Origin of the sequence: Streptomyces sp. NBC_00659, from assembly GCF_036226925.1 — a bacterium.
Taxonomy (GTDB): Bacteria; Actinomycetota; Actinomycetes; order Streptomycetales; family Streptomycetaceae; genus Streptomyces.
Map to the genome: position 1 here is coordinate 3,332,363 of NZ_CP109031.1, position 12,447 is coordinate 3,344,809.

Here is a 12,447-nt window from a genome sequence, read left to right on the forward strand (position 1 = left end):
CGGAGGCGGCGTCCATTTTTGGACCGCACTTGGGTTAATCGGTTGAGGTAACGCGGGGGGAGTGTCCGACGATAGGGGGTGGTGCGTGCACCATGCACAGCCCGTCGGTCACCCCCGCCGTCCACGATTCCGAGAGACCCCGCGTGCTCATACGACTCCTGCGGACCCACCTCAGTCCGTACAAGAAACCCATCGCCCTGCTGGTGCTGCTGCAGTTCCTGCAGACCTGCGCCACGCTCTACCTGCCCACCCTCAACGCGCACATCATCGACAACGGTGTCGTGAAGGGTGACACGGGTTACATCCTGACCTTCGGCGCCCTGATGATCGGCATCTCGCTGGCCCAGGTCGTCTGCAACATCGGGGCCGTCTACTACGGAGCCCGTACGGCGTCCGCGGTGGGCCGGGACATCCGGGGCGCCGTCTTCGACCGCGTGCAGTCGTTCTCGGCGCGTGAGGTGGGCCACTTCGGCGCGCCGTCGCTGATCACGCGCACCACCAATGACGTCCAGCAGGTGCAGATGCTCGCGCTGATGACGTTCACCCTGCTGGTGTCGGCGCCGATCATGTGTGTGGGCGGCATCATCCTCGCCCTCGGCCTGGACGTGCCGCTGTCCGCGGTGCTCGTCGCCGTGGTGCCGACGCTCGGCATCTGCGTGACGCTCATCGTGCGCCGGCTGCGCCCGCTGTTCCGGACCATGCAGGTGCGCCTGGACACCGTGAACCGGGTGCTGCGCGAGCAGATCACCGGCAACCGCGTGATCCGCGCGTTCGTGCGCGACGGCTACGAGAAGGACCGCTTCAAGGGCGCCAACACCGACCTCACGGAGACGTCGCTGGCCACCGGCCGGATGCTGGCCCTGATGTTCCCGATCGTCATGACGGTGGTGAACCTGTCGTCCATCGCGGTCGTCTGGTTCGGCGCCCACCGCATCGACAGCGGCGAGATGCAGATCGGCGATCTGACCGCGTTCCTGGCCTACCTGATGCAGATCGTGATGTCCGTGATGATGGCCACCTTCATGTTCATGATGGTGCCGCGCGCGGAGGTCTGCGCCGAGCGCATCCAGGAGGTCCTGGACACCGAGAGCAGCGTGGTCCCGCCGGTCGCGCCCGTCCTGGAGCTGCGCCGGCACGGCCACCTGGAGATCCGCGAGGCCGGGTTCCGCTACCCCGGCGCCGAGGAGCCGGTCCTGAGGTCCGTCGACCTGGTCGCGCGGCCCGGTGAGGTCACCGCGGTCATCGGTTCGACGGGCAGCGGCAAGTCGACGCTGCTCGGCATGATCCCCCGCCTGTTCGACGCCACCGACGGCCAGGTGCTCGTCGACGGCGTGGACGTCGCGACGATCGAGCCGAAGCTGCTGGCCAGGACGGTCGGACTGGTCCCGCAGAAGCCCTATCTGTTCGCGGGGACGGTCGCCACGAACCTGCGGTACGGCAACCCGGAGGCGACCGACGAGGAGCTGTGGCACGCGCTGGAGGTGGCGCAGGCCAAGGGCTTCGTGGAACAGCTCGAGAACGGGCTGGACTCGCCGATCGCGCAGGGCGGCACGAACGTGTCCGGCGGCCAGCGCCAGCGCCTGGCGATCGCCCGCACGCTCGTGCAGCGCCCCGAGATCTACCTGTTCGACGACTCCTTCTCGGCCCTCGACTACGCGACCGACGCGGCGCTGCGCGCGGCGCTCACCGAGGAGACCGCCGAGGCGACCGTGGTGATCGTGGCCCAGCGGGTGTCGACCATCAGGGAGGCCGACCGGATCGTGGTCCTCGACGAGGGCCGGGTCGTCGGCACCGGACGCCACCACGAACTGATGGCGGACAACGAGACCTATCGGGAGATCGTGCTCTCCCAGCTGACGGAAGCGGAGGCCGCCTGATGGCCGGGCCGATGGGGCGCATGATGGCCGGGGGCGGCCCTGACCAGCGCTCGATGGATTTCAAGGTGTCGGGCCGACGGCTCCTCACCCAGTTCAAGCCCGAGCGCGCCACGCTGTACGTGATGCTCGTCGCCGTCGTGCTGAGCGTCGGCCTCTCGGTGGTCGGCCCGAAGATCCTCGGCAGGGCCACCGACCTGGTCTTCGCGGGGATCGTCGGCCGCCAGATGCCGGCCGGGACCACCAAGGCCCAGGCTCTCGACTCGCTGCGCGCGAGCGGCAAGGGCGGCGTCGCCGACATGCTCTCGGGGACGGACTTCACCCCCGGCCAGGGCATCGACTTCACCGCCGTCGGGCACGTCCTGCTGTTCGCGCTCGGCACGTTCCTGCTGGCCGGACTGCTGATGGCGGTGGCCACACGGCTCGTGAACCGGGCCGTCAACAAGACGGTCTACCGCATGCGCGAGGACCTCCAGGCGAAGCTGTCGCGGCTGCCGCTGTCGTACTTCGACAAGCGCCAGCGCGGTGAGGTCCTCAGCCGCGCCACCAACGACATGGACAACATCCAGCAGACCCTCCAGCAGTCGATGGGCCAGCTCGTCAACTCGCTGCTGACCATCGTGGGTGTGCTCGCGATGATGTTCTGGGTGTCGCCGCTGCTGGCGCTCGTCGCGCTGGTCACGGTGCCGCTGTCGTTCGTCGTCGCCACTCGGATCGGCAAGCGCTCGCAGCCGCACTTCGTGCAGCAGTGGCGCACCACCGGCAAGCTCAACGCCCACATCGAGGAGATGTACACCGGCCACAACCTGGTGAAGGTGTTCGGTCGGGCGGAGGAGTCGGCGGCGCAGTTCGCCGAGCAGAACGACAAGCTGTACGAGGCCGGTTTCCGGGCCCAGTTCAACAGCGGCGTCATGCAGCCGCTGATGATGTTCGTGTCGAACCTGAACTACGTGCTGGTGGCGGTGGTCGGCGGGCTGCGGGTGGCCTCGGGCTCGCTGTCGATCGGTGACGTGCAGGCCTTCATCCAGTACTCCCGCCAGTTCTCGATGCCGCTGACGCAGGTCGCGTCGATGGCGAACCTGGTGCAGTCGGGTGTCGCGTCGGCGGAGCGGGTCTTCGAGGTCCTGGACGCGGACGAGCAGGAGGCGGACCCGAAGGTGTCGGCCCGTCCCGAGGAGCTGCGCGGGCGCGTGGCGCTGGAGCACGTCTCCTTCCGGTACGACCCGGAGAAGCCGCTCATCGAGGACCTCTCGCTGAAGGTGGAGCCGGGCCACACCGTGGCCATCGTCGGCCCGACCGGCGCCGGCAAGACGACCCTGGTGAACCTGCTCATGCGGTTCTACGACGTCACGGGCGGCCGGATCACCCTCGACGGGGTCGACGTGACCTCCATGTCCCGGGACGACCTGAGGTCGAGGATCGGCATGGTGCTCCAGGACACCTGGCTGTTCGGGGGCACGATCGCCGACAACATCGCGTACGGGGCCTCGCGGGACGTCACCCGCGGGGAGATCGAGGAGGCGGCGCGCGCGGCACACGCCGACCGGTTCGTCCGCACGCTGCCCGAGGGCTACGACACGGTGATCGACGACGAGGGATCGGGGGTCAGCGCGGGTGAGAAGCAGCTGATCACGATCGCCCGGGCGTTCCTGTCGGACCCGGTGATCCTGGTGCTCGACGAGGCGACCAGCTCCGTCGACACCCGCACCGAGGTGCTGATCCAGAAGGCGATGGCGAAGCTGGCGCACGGGCGGACGTCGTTCGTGATCGCCCACCGTCTGTCGACGATCCGGGACGCGGACACGATCCTCGTGATGGAGGACGGGTCCATCGTGGAACAGGGCGCCCACGCGGACCTGCTGGAGTCCGGCGGCGCCTACGCCCGCCTCTACCAGGCCCAGTTCGCGCAGGCGGTAGCCGAGGTCGACTAGGCCCCGCCTCCCCTTGGACCCCCGCTGGAATTCACCCGTCCGGCGAGAAATCAGCCCCTCCGGTGTTTGAGGAGCGGGGGTCCGGGGGCAGCGCCCCCGATACGGCCCCGGCGAGCCCCCTCAGTCCAGATAGCCCCGGAGCTGGTCGGCAAAAGCGTGGTCCCTGAGCTTGTTCAGGGTCTTGGACTCGATCTGCCGGATGCGCTCGCGCGTGACACCGAAGATGCGGCCGATCTCCTCCAGCGTGCGCGGACGCCCGTCCGCCAGCCCGTACCGGAGCTGGACCACCTTGCGCTCCCGCTCGCCGAGCGTGGAGAGCACCGCTTCCAGATGCTGCCGGAGCAGGAGGAACGCGGCGGACTCCACCGGAGACGTCGCGTCACCGTCCTCGATGAGGTCACCGAGGGCCACGTCGTCCTCCTCGCCCACGGGGGCGTGCAGGGACACCGGCTCCTGGGCCAGCCGCAGGACTTCGCTCACCCGTTCGCCGGGCAGGTCGAGCTGCGCCGCGACCTCTTCGGGCGTGGGTTCGTAGCCGCGTTCCTGGAGCATCCGCCGCTGGACGCGGACCACCCGGTTGATCAGCTCGACCACATGTACGGGGACGCGGATGGTGCGCGCCTGGTCGGCGAGCGCGCGCGACATGGCCTGCCGGATCCACCAGGTGGCGTACGTGGAGAACTTGTAGCCGCGGGCGTAGTCGAACTTCTCGACGGCCCTGATCAGGCCGAGGTTGCCCTCCTGGACCAGGTCGAGCATGGTCAGGCCGCGGCCCACGTACCTCTTGGCCACGGAGACGACGAGCCGCAGGTTCGCCTCGATGAGCCGGCGCTTCGCCATCCGGCCCATGACGACAATCTTGTCGAGGTCCAGGGCGAGCTGGCTGTCCAGGTCGGGCGTGAGCCGGAGCTTCTCCTCGGCGAACAGCCCGGCCTCGACGCGCCGGGCGAGGTCGACCTCCTCGGCCGCCGTGAGCAGCGGGATCCGCCCGATCTCCCGCAGATACTGGCGGAACAGGTCGGACGAGGGGCCACCGGTGTCGGCGGCGCGGCTCCGGGCCGGTTCCACGGGTTCGGGGGCCTCGGTCTCCACCTCCACCTCGGCCTCCACCTCGGCCTCCGGAGCCTCTCCGAGGGCCTCGGGAGGGCTTTCCGGGCCGCCCTCGGGATGGTGCGCGGCACGCCGCTGCGCGGGGACCGCCCCGACGACGCCGGGATCCGCGTCCGTGTCGGTGGCGTTGTCGGTCTGGGCGAGGGTCTGGGTCTGCACGGGGGCGACCTCCAGGAATGTCGCTGCTGAGGCGTGCGGCAGCGGTACGTCGGGGATGGGGTCGACGGCCTCGCCGCTGTCCATCCCGCAGTCGTTTGGCGGAACCGCGGGAATCGGGAACCCGTCGCGTGCGGGTCGGCCGCGCTCCGAGGACTCAGGCACCGGAACCCAGTGTGGAGTACGACACATCGCCGCCACGAGGGGCGTGCGGTGACTTTTTGCGTCCGGTCCGTGACCGCGCGGTTACTGTCCAGGACGAGTGCGCAGCTCAGCGGAGACGAAACCTTCAAAGGGGGATGCGGTATTGGCATGTGCGCCGACCGCTCCGGCCGCCCGTCACGCCCCGCCGGGCCGCTCGCGGACCCTCCCCGAAGGCCCGTGGTGCGGCCTCAGAGGGCTTCGGCGCCCCGCTCGCGCAGTGCCTGGCCGTACTGCTGAAGCACCCACAGCTCGTTCTGTACGGCGGCCAGTTGGGCCGGGTCGCCGCCCGCGCTGAGGCGGGACAGGGAGCCCTGGACGTCCCGGATGCGGCGGTCGACGGCGCGGCGGCGGACCGCGACGAGCTGGTCGCCCGCGTACATCTCGTCGACGGTCCTGCGCATGATCGCCTCGACGGCCAGCTCGGTGACCATCGCGCGCACCACGTCGTCCGGGGCGGCGTCGCGGACCCGGATCAGATACTCCTGGGGGTCCTGGACGCCGTACTCGGTGCCGCCCGCGTCCATGACGGCCTGGCGCACGGCCGCGTAGGGCGCGGCCGTGAACTCGTCCATGCCGTACGCGTCGAACGCCGGGGCGACCAGCTCCGGCCGCTGGAGGGCGAGTTTGAGCAGCTCGCGCTCGGTGGCGAAGACGGGGTTGCGCAGGGTGAGAGCAGGGCCGCCGCCGGTGGGCGCCTGGGTCGCGGTGTAGGTCTGCTGGGGGCGGCCGCCGGCCGGGGCCGGTCCCATGCCGCCTCGGTCACGGGCCCAACGGGCGAGCTGGGCAACCCTCTTGACGACGAACTGGGTGTCGAGGATGCCGAGCATGCCGGCGAGCTGCACGGCGACCTCGTGCTGTGCGCCGCTGTTCTTGATGCGGGCGACGACCGGGGCGGCCTCGTCGAGCGCGGCCGCGCGTCCGGCGGGGGTCTCCAGGTCGTAGCGCAGGACGATCTGGCGCAGTGCGAACTCGAAGAGGGGGGTGCGGGGTTCGACCAGGTCGGCGACCGCCGCGTCGCCCTTGGCGAGACGCAGCTCGCAGGGGTCCATGCCGTCGGGCGCGATGGCGATGTAGGTCTCGGCGGCGAACTTCTGGTCGTCCTCGAAGGCGCGCAGGGCGGCCTTCTGTCCGGCCGCGTCGCCGTCGAAGGTGAAGATCACCCGGGCCGAGCCATTGTCCATCAGGAGACGGCGGAGGATCTTGATGTGGTCGCCGCCGAACGCCGTGCCGCAGGTCGCGATGGCGGTGGTGATCCCGGCCAGGTGGCAGGCCATGACGTCGGTGTAGCCCTCGACGACGACCGCCCGGCTGCTCTTGGCGATGTCCTTCTTGGCGAGGTCGATGCCGTACAGCACCTGGGACTTCTTGTAGATCGCCGTGTCGGGCGTGTTCAGGTACTTCGGGCCGTTGTCGGACTCGTACAGCTTGCGGGCGCCGAAGCCGACGACCTCGCCGCCGATGTCGCGGATCGGCCACATGAGACGGCCGCGGAAGCGGTCGATGGGGCCGCGGCGGCCCTCCTGGGCGAGGCCGGAGAGGACCAGCTCCTTGTCGGTGAAGCCCTTGCCGCGCAGATGGCGGGTGAGGTGGTCCCAGCCCTGGGGGCTGTAGCCGACTCCGAAGTGGGCGGCGGCGGCCTGGTCGAAGCCGCGCTCGGCGAGGAACGTACGGCCGGTGTCGGCCTCGGAGCTGGTGCCGAGCTGCTCGATGTAGAACTGGGCGGCCGCCTTGTGCGCCTCGACCAGGCGGATGCGCTCGCCGCGCTGGTGGGCGGGGTTGTACCCGCCCTCCTCGTAGCGCAGGGTGATGCCGGCCTGGGCGGCGAGGCGCTCGACCGACTCCGAGAAGGTGAGGTGGTCGACCTTCATCACGAACGTGATGGTGTCGCCGCCCTCCTGGCAGCCGAAACAGTGGAAGAGGCCCTTGCTGGGGCTGACCTGGAACGACGGTGACTTCTCGTCGTGGAAGGGGCAGAGGCCCTTGAGGTTTCCGCCGCCCGCGTTGCGCAGCTGGAGGTACTCGGACACCACGGCGTCGATCGGGACCGCGTCCCGAACAGCCTTCACGTCCTCGTCATTGATCCTGCCTGCCACGTGGTGATTCTACGGGGCCGCGCCGACACTCCCGGGGCAGGTGGACGGCCACCGTGCCGGGGTCCGGGGCGCACCCCCGGAAATCCCGGCACGGCGGACGGCCCGCGAGCCGGCCGGCGCGGCCCTCGCGGAGCCGTCCGGCGGCGTCACGGGGCCAGGCTCTCCAGCGGGACGTGCGGGTCGGCGAGCGCCTCGATGTCCACCTGGGACCGGGAGCGGATGAGCCGCTGGATCGGATCGGTGACGTCCCACACGTTCACGTTCATCCCGGCGAGCAGTCTGCCGTCCTTCACCCAGAAGGCGATGAACTCCCGCTTGGCCGCGTCGCCGCGGATCACCACCTGGTCGTACGTCCCCGGGGGTGCCCAGCCCGAGTACTCCAGGCCCAGGTCGTACTGGTCGGAGAAGAAGTAGGGCACGCGGTCGTACACCGCCCCGCGGCCCAGCATCGAGCGGGCGGCGGCCGGTCCGCCGTTGAGGGCGTTGGCCCAGTGCTCGACGCGCAGCCGGGTGTCGAAGAGGCCGTGGTGGAAGGAGGCGACGTCACCGGCGGCGTACACGTCGGGGTCGGAGGTCCGCAGCTGCTCGTCGACGGCGATGCCGCCGCCGTGCGCGCGGTCGGCCATCTCCAGGCCGGCGGCCTCGGCGAGGCCGGTGCGCGGGGCGGCCCCGATGGCCGCGAGGACGTCGTGGGCGGGGTGCTCCTCTCCGTCGTCGGTGCGGGCGGCCAGGACCATGCCGTCCTGCCCGACGATCTCGGTGAGCTGGACGCCGAAGTGGAAACGCACCCCGTGCTCGCGGTGCAGTTCGGTGAAGAGCTCGCCCAGCTCCGGGCCGAGCACGTTGTGCAGCGGGGTCGGAGCGGGTTCGATGACGGTGACCTCGGCGCCGTACTCGCGGGCCGCGGCGGCGACCTCCAGGCCGATCCAGCCGGCTCCGGCGATGACGAGGTGGCCGTTGTCCCGGCCGAGCGCGGCGAGGACGCCCTTGAGGCGCTCGGCGTGGGCGAGGCGGCGCAGATGGTGGACGCCTGCGAGGCCGGTGCCCGGGATGTCGAGGCGGCGCGGCTCGGCGCCGGTCACGATGAGCAGTTTGTCGTAGTGGACGAGGGTGCCGTCGTCACCGAAGCGGACGGTCTTGGCCGCGCGGTCGATCGCGTCGACGGTCTGGCCGAGGTGCAGCTCGATGTCGTTCTGCGCGTACCACGCGGGTTCGTGCACGAAGACGCTGTCGCGTCCCTCCTTGCCGAGGAGGTAGCCCTTGGACAGCGGCGGACGTTCGTAGGGGTGGTCGCGCTCGTCGCAGATCAGTATCACGCGGCCGGTGAAGCCCTCCGCTCGGAGCGTCTCGGCCGCCTTGGCGCCTGCCAGGCCTCCTCCGACGATGACGAATGTCTGATCCGCGTCGACCACTTGATGCCTCCTCGTAAGGATGTCGCCATATGCGAGCCTCCCGCACGGAGCGTGATGCGGGAAGGGGTAGTGGCCCGATCAGGCCACGCAGGGTCACACTTGTCCGCCCCCATGGGAACGCGTGGTGAGTCTGAGGTGCAGGGAACGCGCCGAGGCATCGGTGAGCGATGCGATCTGGTCCACGATCACGCGCTTGCGGGCACGGTCGTCGGCCGCCTGGTCGAACAGCGCCCGGAACTGCGGATCCAGCACCTCGGGGGCGCGGGCGGTGAGCGCCTCGGCCAGTTCGGCGACGACGACCCGCTGGTCGGCGCGGAGCAGCTCCTGTTCGGCGCGCTGCATCACGTACCGGTCGGCGACCGCCTTGAGGACGGCGCACTCCAGCCTGGCGGCCCGCGGGACGACGAGTTCCGCCGCGTACCGGGTGAGGCGTCCGGAGCCGTACCGGGCGCGGGTGGCACCCTCCGCGGCCAGGCAGAACCGGCCGATGAGCTGGCTGGTGGCGTCCTTCAGGCGGGCCTGCGCGACGGCCGATCCGTCGTACCCGTGCGGCCACCACTCCTGGCCGAGGAGCCGGTCGAGGGCCTCGGCCAGCTCGGCGGGATCGGTGTCCGCGGGCACGTACCGCCCGACGGCCACGGCGAAGATCTCCCGGCGTTCCGGTCCGGCGTACAGGCTGGCGGGGTCGATGTGGCCCGCGTGCAGGCCGTCCTCGATGTCGTGCACCGAGTACGCGACGTCGTCGGCCCAGTCCATCACCTGGGCCTCGAAGCACGTACGGGTGCCGGGTGCGCCCTTGCGGACCCAGTCGAACACCGGCCGGTCGTCCTCGTAGACCCCGAACTTCGGCGACTTCGGATCGGCTGGACGGGCGCCTCTCGGCCACGGGTACTTGGTGGCGGCGTCGAGGGCGGCGCGGGTGAGGTTGAGGCCGACGCTGACGAGGTCGTCGCCCGCGCCGGCGAAGGCCGAGGTGACCATGCGGCTGCGCACGAAGCGCTTGGGCTCGATCCGGGTGAGCAGGCGCAGCGACTGGGCGTTGCCCTCGAATCCGCCGCAGTCCTCGGCGAATTCGTTGAGCGCCTGTTCGCCGTTGTGTCCGAAGGGAGGGTGGCCCAGGTCGTGCGAGAGGCAGGCCGCCTCGACCAGGTCCGGGTCGCAGCCCAGGGCGGCTCCCAGCTCGCGGCCCACCTGGGCGCACTCCAGGGAGTGGGTCAGCCGGGTGCGCGGGCTGGCATCCCACACCTGGATGGGCGCGCCGCCGGATCCGGAGGCGCCGAGCACCTGGGGAAGGGTTCCGGGCGTGACGACCTGGGTCTTGCCCGCGAGGCGGCGCAGGGCCGCGGAGTGCAGCACGCGTGCGCGGTCGCGCTGGAAGGCGGTGCGGCCCGGTCGTTTGTCGGGCTCGGCGGCCCAGCGCTCGACGGCCGACAGGTCGTACTCGTCGTGGGCCGTTTGGTTCTCATGGGCCGTTTGGTTCTCGTGGGCCGTGTGGTTCTCGTGGGCCTGTGGTGCGGTGTCTTCGGGTGTCTGCCGTGCGGTGTCTTCGGTCCTCGGTGCCATGCCTTCCATGCACCGACCCTAGACGCAGGCGGTGACAATCGGGGCGGGGGCGACGTCGGCGCGGTGCCGGGCGCGGGGAGACGCGCCGGGTTCAGGCCGGGACCAGGGTGCGCTCCGGGGAGGGCTCGGGGGCCGCTACGGCCTGGTCGTAGCGGTGCAGGACGAGGCGGGCCATCGCCGGGTGGTCGCCCAGCGGTCCGGCGCAGATCCAGGGGGCCTGCTCGGCGCACTGCGTGGCGAAGCGGCCGGGGGCGGTGAAGTACGAGGCGACGGCGATCCGGTGGCGGCCCCGGGCGGCCAGCGCGCGCATGGCGGCGGGGACGGTGGGCGCGGCGGCGGAGGCGTAGGCCGGGACGACCGGGACGCCGAGGCGTTCGGCGAGGAGCTGGGCGGTGCGGCGCGTGTCGGCGGCCGAGTCCGGGGCACGGGATCCGGCGGACGCGAGGACGACGGCGCTCGCGCGGCGGGCCGCGTCGCTCATCCGGGTGCGCCATCCGGCCTCCACGAGGCGGGCGTAGAGGGTTTCCACGAGCAGCGGGTGCGGACCGAGCGGGCCGGCGACACGGGCGTTCAGGCCGGGGACGGCGGCGGCGGTCTCGGGGATGTCGCGCCGGACGTGGTAGCCGCGGCCGAGCAGCAGCGGTACGAGGACGGTGTCCTGCCGGCCGGCCAGGGAGGCGAGCGTGTCGCCGAGGAGGGGCTCGTTGAGCTCGATGTGGCCGAGGTGCACGGGCAGGTGCGGGCGCAGCTCGCGGACGCGTTCCATCAGGGTGCGTACGGTGGCGAGCGCGCGCGGGTCACGGCTGCCGTGGGCGACCAGGACGAGGGCGGGCGGCGGCGGGCGGCGGGTGCCGTCGGGCGAGACGAGAGCGAGGCTGCTGCCGAGCTGGCCGGCGATCCGGTTCAGGAGCTGCGCCGCGTTGCCGAGGTGGCCTTCGAGGTCGGCGCCGCGGGGCGGCGGGCCGCCGAGGCCGTGGGAGAACGCGTCGCGAGCGGGGTTCGAGGCCGTCATACGTCGATCCTGGCGGGAGGAAGTTGCCGGGCCGTTGCGTGGGTATGTCGGACGTTTTCCAGCGTTCCACCGAACGGCGGAGGCGCGCTGTGAGGGTTCCCGCCTGCGGCTCTCTCCTGCGGGAAAGCCCAGGCCGGGGCATCCGGGCGAACCGAACGGTCCTACGATGCGTCTTCATCTGCTGAACGGGCACGCGGGCCCCGGCGCGGAATCCGGCGCCGGCCCTCCCGGGGACACGGGCCCGCGCCGTCGCGAGTGACGACACCTGGGGGACATCGATCATGCCGCGTCTGCCGCGCCCGAAGCGCCCGAGCTTCCGCAGGCCCCGTCTGCCGCGCCTGCCGCGTACGCACAGGGGGCAACGGCGGGCCGTGCAGGCGCTGATGCTCCTGTGCGTACTGGCGCTGCTCCCGGCGACCTGGCTGTACGTGTCGACGGGCGACCGGCTGCGGACGACGGCGGACGCCCCGCGCACCGAGGTCGCGATCGTGTTCGGCGCGGGCCTGTGGGACGGCGAGCCGTCCCCGTATCTCGCCCACCGCCTGGACGCCGCCGCGAAGCTGTACCGGGCCGGCCGGATCCAGGTCGTCCTCGTCACCGGCGACAACAGCCGCGAGGACTACGACGAGCCCGACGCGATGCGCGCCTACCTCACCGCGCACGGGGTGCCCGGCCGGCGGATCGTCAGCGACTACGCCGGCTTCGACACCTGGGACTCCTGCGTCCGTGCCCGGAAGATCTTCGGTGTCCACGAGGCCGTCCTGATCAGCCAGGACTTCCACATCCGCCGGGCTCTCGCCCTGTGCCGGGCGGCGGGGGTGCGCTCGTACGGCGTCGGCGTGGCCGCCAGGCACGACGCCACCTGGTACTACGGCAACACCCGGGAGATCTTCGCGGCGGGCAAGGCCGCGCTGGACGCGGTGTTCGAGCCGGATCCGCATTTCCTCGGCCCGAAGGAGCACGGGGTGACCCGGGCTCTGGCGGCGGCCCGCTAGGGCGTGTCCACCGGGAGATTCTCACCGCGGGCACGGCGCCGGCGGGAGGTCTCCGCCCCGGTGGCGTAACGCCTGCCTCCCCGGCGCGTAACACGCC

8 protein-coding genes are annotated in these 12,447 nt (G+C 71.5%); 3 read left to right on the plus strand and 5 right to left on the minus strand.

The genetic code is table 11. The annotated features are described in order from the left end of the window. The first annotated feature begins 143 nt into the window (after nucleotides 1–143). Complete coding sequence (locus OG410_RS14440; RefSeq protein ID WP_329299510.1) at nucleotides 144–1,877, plus strand: ABC transporter ATP-binding protein; 1,734 nt, start codon at nucleotides 144–146, stop codon at nucleotides 1,875–1,877. Then, nucleotides 1,877–3,805 (plus strand): ABC transporter ATP-binding protein, encoded by a 1,929-nt coding sequence (locus OG410_RS14445; RefSeq protein WP_329299511.1) that lies wholly within the window; start codon nucleotides 1,877–1,879, stop codon nucleotides 3,803–3,805. Before OG410_RS14440 ends, OG410_RS14445 begins: the two co-directional genes overlap by 1 nt. Before the next feature lie 120 nt (nucleotides 3,806–3,925). Here the strand turns inward: OG410_RS14445 and OG410_RS14450 are convergent, their stop codons facing one another. The 5 genes from OG410_RS14450 to OG410_RS14470 all read right to left on the minus strand — a co-directional run bounded on the left by OG410_RS14450 (nucleotide 3,926) and on the right by OG410_RS14470 (nucleotide 11,355). After that, entirely contained in the window at nucleotides 3,926–5,236 is a 1,311-nt protein-coding gene (locus OG410_RS14450) for an RNA polymerase sigma factor (protein ID WP_329299512.1), read from the minus strand. A gap of 227 nt (nucleotides 5,237–5,463) precedes the next feature. Then, entirely contained in the window at nucleotides 5,464–7,368 is a 1,905-nt protein-coding gene (dnaG, locus tag OG410_RS14455; protein WP_329299513.1) for a DNA primase, read from the minus strand. 146 nt (nucleotides 7,369–7,514) lie between these two features. Continuing rightward, the gene (locus tag OG410_RS14460) at nucleotides 7,515–8,780 is read right to left on the minus strand and encodes an NAD(P)/FAD-dependent oxidoreductase (RefSeq protein WP_329299514.1); all 1,266 of its coding nucleotides are present in this window, start codon (nucleotides 8,778–8,780) and stop codon (nucleotides 7,515–7,517) included. A gap of 93 nt (nucleotides 8,781–8,873) precedes the next feature. Beyond that, nucleotides 8,874–10,352: a deoxyguanosinetriphosphate triphosphohydrolase gene (locus OG410_RS14465; protein WP_329299515.1), complete on the minus strand. Its 1,479-nt coding sequence runs from the start codon at nucleotides 10,350–10,352 to the stop codon at nucleotides 8,874–8,876. Nucleotides 10,353–10,434: 82 nt separating this feature from the next. Further along, nucleotides 10,435–11,355: a sirohydrochlorin chelatase gene (locus OG410_RS14470; RefSeq protein WP_329299516.1), complete on the minus strand. Its 921-nt coding sequence runs from the start codon at nucleotides 11,353–11,355 to the stop codon at nucleotides 10,435–10,437. Between the two features lie 281 nt (nucleotides 11,356–11,636). Between OG410_RS14470 and OG410_RS14475 the strand changes: the two genes are divergently transcribed. Next, nucleotides 11,637–12,350 carry a SanA/YdcF family protein gene (locus OG410_RS14475; protein WP_329299517.1) on the plus strand — a complete coding sequence of 238 codons (714 nt, stop codon included), beginning with the start codon at nucleotides 11,637–11,639 and terminating at the stop codon, nucleotides 12,348–12,350. Nucleotides 12,351–12,447: the final 97 nt, after the last annotated feature.